At 57.6% G+C, this 15,834-nt stretch carries 14 protein-coding genes; 6 read left to right on the top strand and 8 right to left on the bottom strand.

Annotated elements, in window-relative coordinates; all coding sequences use genetic code 11:
• Nucleotides 1-64 precede the first annotated feature (64 nt).
• The 3 genes from coaBC to BM347_RS11760 all read right to left on the bottom strand — a co-directional run bounded on the left by coaBC (nucleotide 65) and on the right by BM347_RS11760 (nucleotide 3,005).
• Nucleotides 65-1,258, bottom strand: a complete 1,194-nt coding sequence (gene coaBC / locus BM347_RS11770) for a bifunctional phosphopantothenoylcysteine decarboxylase/phosphopantothenate--cysteine ligase CoaBC (RefSeq protein ID WP_093916690.1) — start codon at nucleotides 1,256-1,258, stop codon at nucleotides 65-67.
• A gap of 65 nt (nucleotides 1,259-1,323) precedes the next feature.
• The gene (locus BM347_RS11765) at nucleotides 1,324-2,130 is read right to left on the bottom strand and encodes a ChaN family lipoprotein (protein ID WP_093916689.1); all 807 of its coding nucleotides are present in this window, start codon (nucleotides 2,128-2,130) and stop codon (nucleotides 1,324-1,326) included.
• Nucleotides 2,127-3,005 (bottom strand): RNA polymerase factor sigma-32, encoded by an 879-nt coding sequence (locus BM347_RS11760; protein WP_093916688.1) that lies wholly within the window; start codon nucleotides 3,003-3,005, stop codon nucleotides 2,127-2,129. Before BM347_RS11760 ends, BM347_RS11765 begins: the two co-directional genes overlap by 4 nt.
• 162 nt (nucleotides 3,006-3,167) lie before the next feature.
• Between BM347_RS11760 and BM347_RS11755 the strand changes: the two genes are divergently transcribed.
• The 3 genes from BM347_RS11755 to BM347_RS11745 all read left to right on the top strand — a co-directional run bounded on the left by BM347_RS11755 (nucleotide 3,168) and on the right by BM347_RS11745 (nucleotide 6,126).
• On the top strand, nucleotides 3,168-3,749 hold the full coding sequence (locus BM347_RS11755) for a histidine phosphatase family protein (RefSeq protein ID WP_093916687.1): 582 nt from the start codon (nucleotides 3,168-3,170) through the stop codon (nucleotides 3,747-3,749).
• A 59-nt stretch (nucleotides 3,750-3,808) separates the two neighbouring features.
• Complete coding sequence (locus tag BM347_RS11750; RefSeq protein ID WP_093916686.1) at nucleotides 3,809-4,492, top strand: glutathione S-transferase; 684 nt, start codon at nucleotides 3,809-3,811, stop codon at nucleotides 4,490-4,492.
• Between the two features lie 119 nt (nucleotides 4,493-4,611).
• Nucleotides 4,612-6,126, top strand: a complete 1,515-nt coding sequence (locus BM347_RS11745) for a YifB family Mg chelatase-like AAA ATPase (RefSeq protein ID WP_093916685.1) — start codon at nucleotides 4,612-4,614, stop codon at nucleotides 6,124-6,126.
• Here the strand turns inward: BM347_RS11745 and BM347_RS11740 are convergent.
• From BM347_RS11740 to rsmI, 4 genes are read right to left on the bottom strand one after another with little or no spacing between them, the layout of a single operon-like run.
• The gene (locus BM347_RS11740) at nucleotides 6,092-7,009 is read right to left on the bottom strand and encodes an alpha/beta hydrolase (protein WP_093916684.1); all 918 of its coding nucleotides are present in this window, start codon (nucleotides 7,007-7,009) and stop codon (nucleotides 6,092-6,094) included. The two genes, BM347_RS11745 and BM347_RS11740, sit on opposite strands and share 35 nt — an antisense overlap.
• A complete protein-coding gene (gene gshB / locus BM347_RS11735) occupies nucleotides 7,006-7,941 on the bottom strand; it encodes a glutathione synthase (protein ID WP_093916683.1) in 936 nt (311 codons plus the stop codon). The genes BM347_RS11740 and gshB overlap by 4 nt, the downstream gene beginning before the upstream one ends.
• Before the next feature lie 58 nt (nucleotides 7,942-7,999).
• The gene (locus tag BM347_RS11730) at nucleotides 8,000-8,356 is read right to left on the bottom strand and encodes a YraN family protein (RefSeq protein WP_093917042.1); all 357 of its coding nucleotides are present in this window, start codon (nucleotides 8,354-8,356) and stop codon (nucleotides 8,000-8,002) included.
• Between the two features lie 20 nt (nucleotides 8,357-8,376).
• Entirely contained in the window at nucleotides 8,377-9,240 is an 864-nt protein-coding gene (rsmI, locus tag BM347_RS11725; RefSeq protein WP_093917041.1) for a 16S rRNA (cytidine(1402)-2'-O)-methyltransferase, read from the bottom strand.
• Between the two features lie 88 nt (nucleotides 9,241-9,328).
• On the opposite strand from rsmI, the gene BM347_RS11720 reads away from it, so the two are divergent.
• The 3 genes from BM347_RS11720 to murJ all read left to right on the top strand — a co-directional run bounded on the left by BM347_RS11720 (nucleotide 9,329) and on the right by murJ (nucleotide 15,039).
• Nucleotides 9,329-10,510, top strand: coding sequence for a penicillin-binding protein activator (locus BM347_RS11720; RefSeq protein WP_093916682.1), 1,182 nt, complete (start codon nucleotides 9,329-9,331; stop codon nucleotides 10,508-10,510).
• A 10-nt stretch (nucleotides 10,511-10,520) separates the two neighbouring features.
• On the top strand, nucleotides 10,521-13,310 hold the full coding sequence (locus BM347_RS11715; RefSeq protein WP_093916681.1) for a [protein-PII] uridylyltransferase: 2,790 nt from the start codon (nucleotides 10,521-10,523) through the stop codon (nucleotides 13,308-13,310).
• A 136-nt stretch (nucleotides 13,311-13,446) separates the two neighbouring features.
• On the top strand, nucleotides 13,447-15,039 hold the full coding sequence (gene murJ, locus BM347_RS11710) for a murein biosynthesis integral membrane protein MurJ (RefSeq protein ID WP_093916680.1): 1,593 nt from the start codon (nucleotides 13,447-13,449) through the stop codon (nucleotides 15,037-15,039).
• A 69-nt stretch (nucleotides 15,040-15,108) separates the two neighbouring features.
• Here murJ and BM347_RS11705 read toward each other — a convergent pair whose 3' ends face one another.
• Complete coding sequence (locus BM347_RS11705) at nucleotides 15,109-15,795, bottom strand: rhomboid family intramembrane serine protease (RefSeq protein ID WP_093916679.1); 687 nt, start codon at nucleotides 15,793-15,795, stop codon at nucleotides 15,109-15,111.
• Nucleotides 15,796-15,834: the final 39 nt, after the last annotated feature.

Genomic DNA, 15,834 nt, shown 5'->3' with positions numbered 1-15,834 from the left:
AAGAACATCCGCGCAACGGCTCTTTCCAAATGGTTCTAAATCCTCGCCGAAGGCATAGAATCTCTTACGTCAACGCCTCGGCAATCCGCGCGGCCAGCTTCTTTGCCACCTGATCTTTAGCCATGCGCGGCCACTCTTCTTCGCCTGCGTCACTGATCAAGGTTACAGCGTTTTCACCGCCCCCCATGATCCCGGTTCCCGGTGACACGTCATTCGCAACAATCCAGTCACAGCCTTTGCGCAGGCGCTTGGCCGTGGCGTTATCAATCACATCATTGGTTTCAGCGGCGAAGCCGACAACCAGCTTGGGCCGGCCCGATGCCATGTGGCTAACCGTCTTAAGGATGTCGGGGTTTTCGGCAAACTCCAGCAACGGCAAACCGTCTTTTGACTTCTTCAGCTTGCGATCACTTGCTGTCGTGACACGCCAATCTGCCACGGCGGCGGCAAAAACACCAGCATCAGCAGGCAACGCCGCATCCACGGCCTCTTGCATCTGCAGCGCGGTTTCGACGGGCACAACCTCGACCCCTCTAGGAGGCGGCACGTCTGCGGGGCCAGTGATAAACACCACTTCAGCACCCAATGCAGCAAGGGCACTGGCGATGGCCGCCCCTTGCGCGCCAGAGGACCGGTTTGCGATATAGCGCACCGGATCAATCGGCTCATAAGTCGGTCCCGACGTGACCAGAATGCGCCGCCCTTTCAAGGGGCCATCGTTTAACTGCGCTTCAATCGCGGCCACGATTTCCAACGGTTCAGACATGCGCCCCGGTCCAAATTCACCACAGGCCATATCGCCGTCATTTGGCCCGACAACCGCGATCCCGTCACCGCGCAACGTGGCAAGGTTGCGCTGCGTGGCCGCGTGTTCCCACATGCGCACGTTCATCGCAGGGGCGATCATCACTGGCGTGTCCGTGGCCAGCAAAAGGGTCGAGGCAAGATCATTCGCCATGCCGCCTGCCATCTTGGCCATCAAATCGGCTGTCGCTGGCGCAACCACAACCAGATCGGCGACACGGCTAAGCTGGATATGACCCATCTCAGCCTCATCGCCCAAATCAAACAAATCGCGGTACAGTTTCTGACCCGCCAACGCCGACACAGACAGGGGCGTCACGAATTCTTCGCCAGCGCGGGAAAGAACAGGGGTGACCGTCGCGCCACGCTCGCGCAGGCGGCGGATCAAATCCAGCGATTTGAACGCCGCGATGCCGCCACCGATAATCAGCAGAATATGTTTACCAGCCAGCATGTTCGGCCCTCTTTCACACAGTTAGGGTGAACCATAGGCCGCAAGGCCCCGTTCTGCCAGCCCCATCAGGGTTTCTTGAATGCCAAACAAGGGTGGTCTCGTTCAGCCGGTGGTGATTGCAGCACCGCATCGAAACGCCCCTCTGGCACGGTGCCGCCCTCCCCTTGGCCTACAATCACGGTGACAGCGTCGGGCCGTACCAAAGCTATGGCTGCTGGCATCCCCCAATCCGCACGCGCATGGCCGTTTCCTGTAATAACAACAACCGGCCCGCCCGTATCATCCAATGCTTTAATCGCGACCTGCGCCAGACGCGCGTCCCGCAGACGTTGCACATCGACCATTGCGGGCAACAATTCGACCGGCAATGCGTCACAATGCGCCTTCATCTGCATCGCCTCGCGCTGCCTCTGCTGGTCGGGATCTAACGGCGCATCTAGCCCAAACACCTCTGCATCCGCGCCAAATGCCGCAGCAAGGCCATCGCCCATCACCTTGCGCGCCTCTGTACGCGGCACGGCAGCCCCGTAGGTTTTAGCCCCTACGCCCGCCACAAATATTGGGTAATACATCGAAAAATCAGGCCACCCGCTTTCGTCCCAGCCAAGCACCTTTTCAAGCGCTCTTTCCTCTTGAACGATATCTCCGCGCACCTGCGACGCTTGCGCCTCGGTGATCATTTCGTAGACGATAGCCTTAGGCGCGATCGTTGCCACAAGATCTGCTTGGATTTCGTGATGCGCAGGATTGTCATGGGTTTCACCCAAAACGATGATATGCGCCGCCGCTAATCGCGCGCGCAAATCATCATCCAAATTTTGGGCCGACGCAAAGACTGGTAGCGCCAGAAAGACACAAATGGTTCGAATCATACTAAAAAGTGATGAACCTCAGCCGATTGTGTTTCAAGCGTTTTGCGCATTTTTCCAAAGGCCGCGGCCTCAAGCTGGCGCACCCGTTCTTTGGAAAGTTTCAGCTCTTCGCCCAAGCTTTCCAAAGTTCTCGGTTGCTCGCGCAGTTTACGTTCGCGCACGATAAACTGCTCGCGTTCGTTCAGAGCCTGCATTGCGCCCAAAAGCCAGTTGCGCAGCATCGTTATGTCATGGCTTTCTTCAACTTTTTCAGCCGCCTGCGTGCTGTCATCCACCAGCGCATCAATCCATTCGCGGCCCTCGTCTTCGGCCGACTGCGTGGCATTAAGCGAATAATCGGAACCGGACAAACGGCCCTCCATCATTTCGACGTCATGCATTGGCACGCCGATCTCGGTCGATATCATCTGGCGCAGCTGATGCCCGTCCAGCGTTTCGCCAGCGACTTGGGCCTCACGTTCGATCCGGGCCTGAACACGGCGCATGTTGAAGAACAACGACTTTTGCGATGACGTAGACCCTGTGCGCACCATCGACCAGTTGCGCATGACGTGATCTTGAATGCTCGCCTTGATCCACCAAACCGCATAGGTCGAAAAACGCACGCCGCGATCAGGATCAAACTTATCGGCGGCCTTCATCAGCCCAAGGCTTGCCTCTTGGATCAGATCATTCATCGGTGCCCCATAGCGCTTGAACTTACTTGCCATTGAAACGGCAAGGCGCATATAGGCGGTGATCAACCGATGCAGCGCTTGTTCATCGCGTTGGTCCCGCCATGCATAAGCCAGCTTCAGCTCTGTGTCCGCATCCAAAAGCTCTGCTTTCATAGCGGTCCGGGTCAAAGAAAATTCACGCGCTTGAGATAGTGCCACAGTTATCACCCCCTGATAGAAGAATTTTTGGCTCTTTATTTATGAACTCCGTAACAGGCCGCATGGTTCAAATATTTTTAACATTTTCACCCACAACCGGTTGAGAACAGCGCGGCCAGCGCTAGTCTGGGGCGCATAAACAGGGGTTATAGGGCGATAAAAATGACGACTTGGCATTGGGTTCGACACGGACCGACGCATGAAAAAACCTTTGTAGGGTGGCGCGATGTTCCGGCTGATTTATCTGATCACGCCCAGATCGCGCGACTTAATGCGCATCTACCTCGCGAGGCGGTCCTTGTGTCATCCGACCTGATCCGCGCCGCTGCAACGGCAGATGTCTTGGCCCACCCTCAGCGCCAGCGCCTGCCCCATGACGAAAAACTACGAGAGATGGATTTCGGCCTCTGGGATGGGATGCACTTCAGCGATGTGTCTGAACAGCACCCCGAACTCAGCCGGGCCTATTGGACCACACCTGGCGACGTCGCCCCCCCGCAAGGCGAAAGCTGGAACGTGGCCGCCGCGCGCGTCAACGCCGCCGTGGACCGTCTGAATGCCCTTTTCCCAGATGAACACATTATCGCAGTTGCCCATTTCGGGGTCATCCTGACGCAAATCCAACGCGCCCTGAACATCAGCGCGACAGAGGCATTTGCCCATAAGATCGACAACTTATCCGCCACGCAAATCACAGTGAACCAAACGGAATGGTCCGTAACTCACATCAATCATTTCCCGTGATGGGACGCGTCACAAAATTGCATTTGCTCAGATCAGGCTGGCGTAGATAGAAACCACGCATGACATATGATCTTTATATCGGCGATAAAACATTCTCCAGCTGGTCCCTGCGCGGCTGGCTGATGCTTGAAAAATTCGGCCTGCCCTACCGCAGCCATATGGTCAGCTTATACGACGGCACCATGGCGCGGGGCTTGGCAAGGCTGGCACCGGCCAAACTGGTCCCGGCCCTGAAAACTCCACAAGGCGAAGTGATTGGCGAAACGCTCGCCATGGCCGAGACATTGGCCGAACGGCACCCGGATAAAGCGCTTTGGCCAGCAAACCCAGCCGCGCGTGCCCGCGCGCGTTGGTTATGTGCGGCGATGACGGCAGGGTTTTCCACGCTGCGCAGCGAATGTCCCATGCAGCTTCGTCACGTCAACAAAGGCCTCGCCGTCTCGGAAGGACTGGCAAAGGACCTCGCCCGCCTGCAAGAGTTGTGGGATTACGCAAACGATGCTTCAGACGGAAAAGGCCCGTGGCTTTTCGGCAGCTACAGCTTGGCCGACGTGTTTTACGCCCCCGTCTGTGCACGGATCATCGGGTATGATCTGCCCGTCTCTCAGTCTGCAAAAGACTATTGCCTTTTGACCCTGAATGATCCCGCGTTTAAAACGTGGCGCGCCGAGGGGCTCAAGATCAGCTATGATCCGGTCCCATATGACATCGACTGCGACACATCCCCTTGGCCCGTGTCTTGATCCGACAGCCTATTTCATTTTGCAAAATAAACTCAAATTCCATCATCACCGCAGGAGTTAACGCTTCTTAAACTCCGCAGACCTACGCATTAACCATCTTGGCCACCGAAAGGGCCCCTATGGTATCGCGTGCATATACGGTTGCATTTCAGGGCGTTGAGGCGCGCATTGTCGAAGTCCAATGCGCCGTTTCAGCCGGATTGCCTGCATTCTCGATTGTGGGCCTGCCCGACAAGGCGGTGTCCGAGGCCCGCGACCGCGTGCGGGCAGCGCTTTCGTCTATGTCCATTGCACTGCCCAGCAAACGCATCACCATCAACCTAAGCCCGGCAGATTTACCCAAAGAGGGCAGTCATTTTGATCTGCCCATCGCCCTTGCCCTGCTGTCCGCAATCGACATTTTGCCCCATGATGTAACCCAATCTGTTGTCGCTCTGGGCGAGCTTTCACTGGACGGAACTTTGATACCTGTGATCGGGGCGCTGCCCGCTGCAATGACGGCGGCTGAACACAATCGCAGCCTTCTATGCCCCGAAGCCTCTGGCGCAGAAGCGGCCTGGGTCGGTAATACGCAAGTGATTGCGGCCGGTTCCCTGGGCGCTGTCGTTCGCCACTATACCGGACAGGTACCGATCAGCCCCGCCGATCCGGGCGAAGTTTCCGCGCCACACCAAACCAAAAACCTGCGGGATGTCAAAGGGCAGGAACGCGCAAAACGTGCGTTGGAAATCGCCGCAGCAGGGCGTCACCATCTGATGTTTGTCGGCACGCCGGGATCAGGAAAATCCATGCTGGCCGCGCGGCTGCCGTCGATCCTGCCACCGCTCACCCCGCGCGAGGCATTAAGCACGTCAATGATCCATTCACTGGCCGGTTTGCTGGTTGAGGGTGGGATATCCCGCACACGCCCATTTCGCGAACCGCATCATACCGCGTCGATGGCCGCGATCATCGGCGGTGGGCGGCAGGCCAAACCCGGAGAGGTCAGCTTGGCCCATAATGGGGTGTTGTTTATGGATGAATTCCCGGAATTCCCGCGCATGGTGCTGGAAACCCTGCGCCAACCCGTCGAGACAGGCGAAGTTATGATAGCACGGGCCAACGCCCATGTGCGATATCCCTGTAAATTCATGCTTGTCGCCGCTGCGAACCCGTGCAAATGCGGATATCTCAGTGACCCCGAACGCGCTTGTAGCCGCGCGCCCGCGTGCGGAGAGGACTATATGGCCCGCATATCAGGCCCCCTGATGGACAGGTTCGATCTGCGGGTCGATGTACCCCCCGTCGCCTTTACCGATCTGGACCTGCAAAGCGATAGCGAAGGGTCGGCCGAGATCGCGGCCCGCGTCGCATCGGCGCGCCAGATCCAAGCGGCCCGATTTGCGGATGCACCCGCTGCACATTTAAACGCAGATGCCGAGGGCGATCTGTTGACCCGTATCGCAACACCCGACCCCGAGGCGCGCGCGCTGCTGGTGCGTGCGGCGGATCGTTTTCATCTGTCTGCGCGCGGGTATCACCGCGTGTTGCGCGTCGCGCGCACAATTGCCGATTTGGATGAGGCCGAAACCGTCCAAAAGCACCATCTGGCCGAAGCGCTTAGCTTTCGGATACCGGCGTCGGCAGCGCTTTGATCCATCCGGCAAGGTTATCCAAGGTCTGGCGCGCCTCGGGCAAAATATTGTGAAAAAGCGGCCAAACATGTGGCAGGTCGTGCTCCTCGTAAAAGGATACCTCGACATCGCAAGACTTCAAATGCTGGTTCAACGCGCGCGCATCATCGCGCAGAATTTCCGTGTCCCCCACACATAACCACACGGGTGGCGCGCCACGAAAATTGGCGTTTAACGTGTCCAATCTTGGTTCGGAACAGTCAGCATCGCCCAAATACATAGCCAGCAACTCGCCCGCACGGTCGGAGGGGAGCACAGCCTCTCGGTCGGCATTTTCAACAACGCTCGCCCCTTGGCGTGTGTAATCCACAAAGGGCGAAAACCCGAAAACGCCGCGTGGCGCTGGCAATTTTTTGGCCAGAACATCTGACAGCAAACCAAAGGCCAGCCCTCCGCCGGCACTGTCACCGCCCACCACGATATTCTGCGCAGCAACTCCAGACGCAATCAAGGCTTGATAGGCAGCCTCTACGTCATCCGCTGCTGCTGGAAACTGGAATTCAGGTGCCAACCGGTAGCGCGGCATGACAACCCGCGCACCGATCCGCGCCGCCAATTGGCCCAGCATGGCCGCATGTGTTTCAGGGCTGCCAAAGACAAAGCCGCCGCCATGGATATAGAAAATCACAGTCTCGGATGTGACTCGTTTCGGGGTCACCGTCAGCACGTCAACGTCGCCCGGCAACGTCGCCTTCTCAATCTTCGTACCGCGCGGGGCGTGAAACAGCAGCCGCGCGCTGAGCTCGAGGTTCTGGCGCAGTTTCTGCGGGGTCTTCGCGTTGCGCATCTTGCGCTTTTCGATCAGCCGCAAATAGGTGTTCAGCGCGGGACGTATCAGGCTCATGCGCGCCGCGCCTCGATTGCTTCCCAGATTTTGGCTGCAATGTTGGTACCGTCAAAACGCTCAAGCTCTTGAATACCGGTTGGCGATGTCACGTTAATTTCAGTCAGGTAATCCCCGATCACATCGATGCCGACGAAGATCTGGCCTTTTTCCTTGAGCACAGGGCCGATGGCCGCGCAAATCTCAAGGTCGCGATCGGTCAAACCGACCTTTTCAGGTCTGCCACCAACATGCATGTTGGACCGTGTTTCGCCCGCTGCGGGGACACGGTTGATCGCGCCCACGGCCTCCCCGTCCACCAAGATCACACGTTTGTCGCCTTTGGAGACAGCAGGGAGGAATTTTTGCACGATCAACGGCTCGCGCGAGAAACCGGTAAACAGCTCATAAAGCGATCCGAGGTTACGGTCGTTTTCATCAAGGCGGAACACACCGGCACCGCCGTTGCCATACAGCGGCTTTAGGATCACATCGCCATGCTTGGCCTTGAACGCCTTGATCGTATCAAGATCACGCGCAATTGTGGTCGGTGGGATCAGGTCGGGGAAATCCAAGCACATCAGTTTTTCGGGATAATTGCGCACCCAAAACGGGTCATTCACAACCAGTGTCGTTTCTTTGATCCGGTCCAAAAGATGCGTTGATGTGATGTAATGCATGTCGAATGGCGGGTCTTGGCGCAGCCAGACCACATCGAAATCCGCCAAATCAACCTCGCGCAGCGGGCCAAGTGTTGCGTGATCGCCCTGCACGCGCTGAACCGTCAGATCATGGCCTTTGGCGGTAATCCGGCCTTCCTGAAACGCAAGATTGTCAGGCAGGTAATAAAAGAGCGTATGCCCACGCGCCTGCGCCTCTTCGGAGATGCGAAAACTGCTGTCCGCGTTGATGTTGACGGCCCCGATCGGGTCCATTTGAAAGGCGATTTTCATACCAGATCTCCGTACTGTTCATCATTAGATGACGCAGCACGGCGCGGGGTGCAATGGGTCAGTCGTGGCCAAAGGCGTTTTCGACGATGCGCAACTGCCCCGTTTGGTCGACCAAGGCGACGTCAAATCGCACATTCGTCAGCGCGCCGTTTGGCTCCCCAGCAAGGAATTCTTCTGCTGATCCCATAATCCTTTCGATCTGGCGGCGTGACACCCGCAAGGCGGCGCGCGCAAAGCTTTGGCTTTTCTTGACCTCAACGAAAATTAAATCTGCATCGCTGCGCATGATCAGGTCAATTTCACCACGCTTGCCCCGCCATCTTTCACGGGCAACAGTGAACCCGCGGCGCATGTAATCCTGAGCGACGGCGTTTTCAGCGGCCAGACCTGCATGATAGCTGACCGACCCCTGAATTTGCTTTGCCGCAGACATGATTAACTGTTCCCTTTACCCTGCTCCAACGCGGCCTGATACACCTGCCTGCGTGGCAGGTTATGCGCCTGTGCCACCATATCGACGGCATCACGCATCGACATCGTCGCCAAGGCAGACGCCAGATCAGAGGTTAGGTCACTCTGGCTAACAGATTGTGAACGGCCACGATCAACGAGAACCACAATCTCGCCTTTGGGGGCCTTTTCGGCGTAGTACTCTTGCAGCTCTGCCAATGTTCCCCGGCGGATTTCCTCGAATTTTTTCGTGAGCTCGCGGCAGACGGCGGCGGGGCGGTCATCGCCCAATGCTTTTGCGGCGTCGCGCAACATCGCCCCAACACGTTTGGGCGATTCGTAAAATACCAGCGTCCCTTGGACATCTTTCAGCTGCTGAAGGGCCGTCAGGCGCGCCGATTTCGCATTTGGCATAAATCCGGCAAAGAAAAATGCATCCGTTGGCAACCCGGCCAAGGCAAGCGCCGTCAGCACCGCCGAAGGCCCCGGCGCGCAGGTCACCATCAACCCGGCTTGCGACACGGCGCGCGACAGCTCGTACCCCGGATCGGCAATAAGCGGCATACCCGCCTCTGACGCGTAAGCAACGGATTTTCCTTCGCGAATGGCGGCCAACAGCTTGTCTTGCACGCCTGCGCCCGAATGATCATGCAGCGCCAGCACCCTGCGCCCCTCCAAGGGAACACCGTGGATTTCCATTAAGCGTCGCAGGCTGCGGGTGTCTTCGGCCGCCAGAACATCAGCTGACGCCAACACATCCAGCGCACGCAACGTGATGTCACGGGCTGTTCCAATTGGCACACCGACAAAGTAAAGCCCCGCGGAGAGCGGTACCTTTTGATAATTCAAGCTGGACCCGCCTTTCGCACGCACTATGATTAAAGCAACTATTCACGGGCTATTGCCGCCGACATGCCACCAATGGAGTGACCCCGCTATGTTCGCCGTTTTCGACACCCTTCGCAAGCCACTGCGGCTTTTGATTCTGCCCCTTCTGGCATTTGTTCTGGCGGCATGCGAGCCCGGCGGGATGAACGGTTTGGGGTCAAATGGGCCACGCATTGACGCCAGCAAACCGGTTCCAGTTGCCCTGCTCATTCCGCGTGGTGGTTCGGACAGCGACAATCTGCTGGCGCAGGACCTTGAGAACGCGGCTCAGCTTGCGATTCGCGATCTGGCCGGTGTGCAGATTGATTTGCGCGTCTATGGCACCGCTGGCAACGCTGCCATGGCGGCGCAAGTTGCAGCGCAGGCCGTTGACGAGGGCGCGAAGATTATTATCGGCCCGCTTTATGGTGAGGCTGCAAATGCTGCAGGCAAGGCGGTTTTCGACGAAGGTGTCAATGTTCTGGCCTTCTCGAACAACCCCAGCATCGCTGGGGGCAATGTATTTGTAATGGGTCAGGGATTTGGCGACACCGCAGACCGTTTGGTCGCCTATGCCAAAGCGAACGGCAAAGACAGAATTCTAACCCTGCACGGGGATGACGTCGCGGGGCAACTGGGTCGCAACGCGATCCAACAGGCCATCGCCTTAAACGGGGCGACATCTGCCGGCGTTGTCGACTACGCGCTAAGCCAAGAGGCCGTTATTGCAGCGGTCCCCCGCGTCAAGGCAACGGCAGCTGCAAATGGTGCCAATGCGATTTTCCTGACCTCGTCTTCGGCCAGCGCGTTGCCATTGCTGACGCAGCTTTTGCCCGAAGCAGGTCTGCCTGTCGCCACAACGCAATATATCGGGCTGACCCGCTGGGATATTCCCGCCCAGACACTGGCCCTTCCTGGTGTTCAAGGCGGCTGGTTTACAGTGCCTGACCCATCGGCAACCACTGCATTCTCGCAGCGCTATACTCAGACCTATGGTGCCTTGCCAAACCCGATTGCCGGTCTGGCCTTTGACGGAATCGCTGCTGTCGGTGCATTGGTCAAATCCGGCCATTCGGATGCGCTGTCTGCTGCCCGCCTGACCCAAGGCGCGGGCTTTCGCGGGGCCAGCGGTGTGTTCCGTTTCAAAGCAGACGGTACAACCGAGCATGGCTTGGCCGTCGCAACGGTGCGCAACAATTCGGTTGTGATCATTGATCCGGCCCCAAAAGCCTTTGGCGGTGCAGGTTTCTAAAGGATACTAAGTGGTAAAACCATTAGTCGCACAGGCTGAAACCGGTGAAGCAACGGCGCGTCACCTAATCAGTGCACCAGAGTTGATATTCGACGAAGACGCGGTTTCAAATGCCCTGACCGCCGCGTTCGAGGGTGTCACAGACAGCAGCGACGTGCGCGCCGCTGCTGTGGGCATTTTAGGCGATGCGCAAAAAGCGGGCCGTGCCGAGATCGCGCGCGCCTTTGCGGCGACCCCGTTCGACGCCCGCGCCATGACATCCGCCTATTGTTTTCTGACCGATCAGCTGGTGCGCGCCACCTTGCAGATAGCCGTTCAGCGATTGCATCCCAAGCCCAACCCCACATCAGGTGAACGGCTGGCTGTCATTGGCGTTGGCGGGTATGGCCGGGGTGAAATGGCACCGTTCTCGGACGTGGATCTGCTGTTTTTGATCCCCTACAAAGCGACCGCCTGGACCGAAAGCGTCATCGAATCCATGCTCTATATGCTGTGGGATCTAAAGCTAAAGGTCGGCCATTCCACCCGCACTATACGCGATTGCATCCGTCTGGGCACCGAAGATTACACAATCCAAACCGCCCTGCTGGAACACCGGTTTATCGCGGGAAACCTTGAACTCACAGCCGAACTGGATGAGGCATTAAAAACCGAACTTTTTTCGGGCTCGGGGCGCAGTTTCATCGAAGCCAAGCTTGAAGAGCGCGGGTTGCGCCATCGCAAACAGGGTCTGCGCTATCAAGTTGAACCAAACGTCAAAGAAGCAAAAGGCGGCCTGCGTGATCTGCAATCGCTGTTCTGGATTGCCAAGCGTATCTATAGCGTCGAAACCGCCGCCGATCTGGTCGATCGTGGCATCTTTCTGGAAGAAGAATTCAAGACCTTTGTCGCCGCCGAGAATTTTTTATGGGCGGTGCGCGGGCATCTACATTTACTGTCAGGCCGGGCAACCGAGCAGCTGACCTTTGACATGCAGGTCGCCGTTGCCGAAGCGATGGGATACAAAGATACGGGCGGCAGGCGCGGCGTCGAAGTTTTCATGCAAAATTACTTTCGCCATGCCACCCAAGTGGGCGAGCTGACGCGCATATTCCTGACCAAGCTGGAAAGCATCCACATCAAGGCTGAACCCCTGCTGGAGCGCATCTTTCGCCGTCGCCCAAAAATGCGCAGCGGGTATCAGGTGGTTGGCGGCCGCCTTGCCATTGTCGATGATGCGGCCTTTATCGCCGATAAACTGAACCTGTTGCGCATCTTCGAGGAAGCTTTGCGGACCGGCATGCTAATCCACCCTGATGCCATGCGTCTGGTAAAGCTAAATCTGAACTTGATCGACGACGACATGCGCAATAATGCCGAAGCGCAGCGCATTTTCCTTGATCTGATGCTCAAGCACGGCAACCCCGAACGCGGGCTACGCCGCATGAACGAGCTGGGCGTTCTCTCCGCCTTTATCCCCGAATTCGAAAACATCGTCGCGATGATGCAGTTCAACATGTATCACAGCTATACGGTGGACGAGCATACGATCCAGTGCATCACCAACCTTGCGCTGATCGAAAAAGGCGAGCTGGAAGAAGACCTGCCCGTTGCGTCAAACATCCTGAAACGCGGCGTGAACCGGAAAGTCATTTATGTGGCACTGCTGCTGCATGACATCGCAAAAGGCCGCCCCGAGGACCATTCGATCCTTGGCGCACAAATGGCCCGCAAGATCGCCCCACGGCTGGGCCTGAACAAAGCCGAAGTCGATACCGTCGAATGGTTGGTCCGCTATCACCTGTTGATGTCCGACATGGCGCAAAAACGTGACATTGCCGACCCCCGTACTGTGCGCGATTTCGCCAAGGCCGTGCAAACGGTCAAACGGCTTGATCTGCTATGTGTGCTGACCGTTTGCGACATCCGCGGCGTAGGACCAAACACGTGGAACAATTGGAAGGCTGTGCTAATCCGTGGCCTGTATCGCCAAACCAAACGCGCGTTGGAAACCGGCCTCGAAGATCTAAACCGTGCAAATCGCGGGAACGAGGCGAAAAAGGCACTCCGCGCCGCGCTGTCTGATTGGCCGCGCAAGGATTTGCAGATCGAAACCGCGCGTCACTATCCGCCCTATTGGCAGGGTCTGCACGTGACGGCCCATGAGGTGTTCGCCCAGCAACTGCGCGACATCAAAGACGGCGAAATCCGGATCGACCTGCACCCTGACGACGACCGCGATGCCACCCGTGCCTGTTTTGTCATGGCCGACCACCCCGGCATTTTTGCGCGGCTTGCCGGGGCCTTGGCGCTGGTGGGTGCGAATGTGGTTGATGCCCGCAGTTACACGACCAAAGACGGCTATGTGACCGATGCGTTCTGGATTCAGGACGCCGATGGCAACCCCTATGACGCTGCCCGCCTGCCGCGCTTGCGGCAGATGATCTCAAAAACGCTCAAGGGTGAAATCCTTGCCCGCGAGGAATTGAAATCCCGCGACAAAGTCAAAAAACGCGAGCGAGCGTTCAAGGTTCCGACCCATATCACCTTTGATAACGAAGGCTCAGAAATCTATACGATTATCGAGGTCGACACCCGTGACCGTCCGGGCCTGCTCTATGATCTGACGCGCAGCTTGGCCGAGGCGAATGTTTACATCGCGAATGCGGTGATCGCGACCTACGGGGAACAGGTGGTCGATACCTTCTACGTCAAAGACATGTTCGGATTGAAATACCACTCGGAAGGCAAGCAGAAAAGCCTCGAGAAACGGCTGCGACAGGCCATCGTCGAAGGGATCGAACGCGCGCAGGACGCGTGATATCCTCGCAAGCGGGGCGGTCAATTTCGCTCGGCGGTTTTCCGTTTGGGGCGTGCGACGGTACTATATCAACAATTGCGCAACGCGGCGCTAACCGATACGCAATTTGCAGCGCAGTCACAGGGCAAGCACGCAAATGAAACCAATCCGACTGATGTCCGGCTTTTTCACAGTCGGCATCTGGACCTTTCTAAGCCGTATTATGGGATTCATCCGCGACATGATGATTGCGGCATACCTTGGCTCTGGCCCCGCCGCCGAGGCATTTCTGGTCGCTTTTTCCCTACCCAACATGTTCCGCCGTTTCTTTGCCGAAGGCGCGTTCAACATGGCCTTTGTGCCCATGTTCGCAAAAAAACTGGAAAGCGGTGAAGGCGCAGAAGAGTTTGCCCAGGATGCCTTTGTCGGAATGGCGTTTATCCTGACCATCTTCACCGTCATTGGCATTGTTGCGATGCCCGGTTTGGTGCTGCTGATGGCGTCCGGTTTTGCCGGCGACAGCAGGTTTGATCTGGCCGTTGAATACGGGCGGCTTGCTTTTCCCTATATCCTGTTCATCTCGCTCGCCGCACTCGTATCGGGCGTGCTGAACGCAACGGGCCGTTTTATGGCAGCGGCAGCCGCTCCGGTCGTGTTGAACATCATTTTCATCATTGCGGTCCTAATCGGTGCCGCCCTAGGCCGCGATGGATCGGATGCATTGGGCATCGGCATCGACAAAGCGCTTGGCATTCAAATCGGCGACACGCTGGCATTGGCCGTGCCCCTTGCGGGCATCGCACAGCTCGCGCTGGTTTGGTGGGCCGCCAAACGCGCGGGCTTCACTCTGGGCTTCAGCCGCCGCCCCCGTATGACGCCGGAACTCAAACGTCTGGCCATCATCGCGGCACCAGCCGCCCTTGCAGGTGGTGTGATGCAGATCAACCTGCTGGTCGGCCGCCAAGTGGCCAGCTTTTACGAAGGGGCCGTTGCATGGCTCAACTACGCCGATCGCCTTTATCAACTCCCACTGGGCGTCGTTGGTATTGCCGTTGGCGTGGTCTTGCTGCCTGACTTGTCCCGACGCCTCAAGGCGGGTGACGAACAGGGCTCTCACACCCAAATCAGCCGCGCAGCAGAAGTGTCCCTCGCCCTGACAATCCCGTCTGCGGTGGCTCTGATGGTCATCCCCTTCACATTGGCCTCTGTGCTTTTCCAACGCGGCGCGACGACCGTTGACGATGCTGCGGCTATCGCAACCGCGGTGGCGATCTACGGTCTGGGCCTGCCCGCTTTCGTTTTGCAAAAGATCCTGCAACCGCTGTATTACGCGCGCGAAGATACCAAACGCCCGTTCTATTTTGCCGTCGTGGCGATGGTTGTGAATGTAGTGCTGGCCGTGGGCCTCAGCCCCTTTATCGGCTGGATTGCCCCGGCCATCGCGACCACGCTCGCAGGATGGGCCATGTTCGGTCTGCTCGCCTTTGGCGCACGTGGCTTTGGCTTTGCTGCAAAATTCGACGCGCGCTTTCACAAACGTATCTGGCGCATTCTGGCAGCCTCTGCCGTTATGGGCGTCTCGGTCTGGTTTGCAAACGTCGCACTACAGCCTCTGCTGGCCCAATCATGGTGGCGCGGTATCGGATTGGTGATCCTGATCGTGCTTGGCAATGCTGTCTATTTCGGCACGGGCCAACTGATCGGTGCCTTCAAACTACGTGAATTCAAAGGCGCATTAAAACGCGGCTAGGTCCCATCTTCCAAATGGTATCAAATCCCGGGGGGCCAGGGGGGCTGGCCCCCTGCCTTGCGTCAAAAATCAACGATGCCGAACACGACCGCGCAGCTTGGCCCATTCACCGGGGGCCAGAACGAAACACAGTCCAAAGCCGACGAAGAAACCAAACAGCTCCGCCAGCCACTGCGTTCCGGACTCAAAAAACATCCCCCACAACAGCTGTATCCCCATCAAAATAGCGATCAGCGAAAATGCACGGTATTGCTGATCTCCACGGCTTGCCAACCTGCGCCACATCACAAAGGAATAGGCCCCGATCAAACCGTAGACATTGGGATACGCGCCCACCAGCCAGATCGGATCATCCAGCGCCAGCGCATACAGGACCACCCCCATAATCCCCGAGGCAAAAAAGATCACCAGCACCGCCACTTGCCCCATCGCCTCGGCCACCATTTTGCCAAGCGCTAGCAAAAGAACCATGGCAAAAATCGCATGGGTGAACCCCAGATGCACGAATGAATAACTCACGACGCGCAAGACTTCGGATGCAGGGAACCGCCAGTTCTCTATCATCCAGTCAAACAGATCGTTTGAGAACCCATAGTCGCGTACCAAGGCCAACCGCCAGCCGACCGCGCCAGGGCCGCCAATGATGCCAGCCTCGGCCAAGAACAGGCCCGCCTCGACCCCAGCGATTGCCAGAAAAAGCAATGTCACGACAGCGGGCATCGGATTGACGGGCGGTTGAAAATCAGGATCAGTCATGGGGCCTCCTTGACGGGGTTGGTGCGCATGGGTAAGCCC

The organism is Sulfitobacter marinus, assembly GCF_900116285.1.
GTDB classification, from domain to species: Bacteria; Pseudomonadota; Alphaproteobacteria; order Rhodobacterales; family Rhodobacteraceae; genus Sulfitobacter; species Sulfitobacter marinus.
The sequence above is the reverse complement of the archived record's forward strand: the minus strand, read 5'-3'. Positions and strand labels throughout refer to the sequence as shown.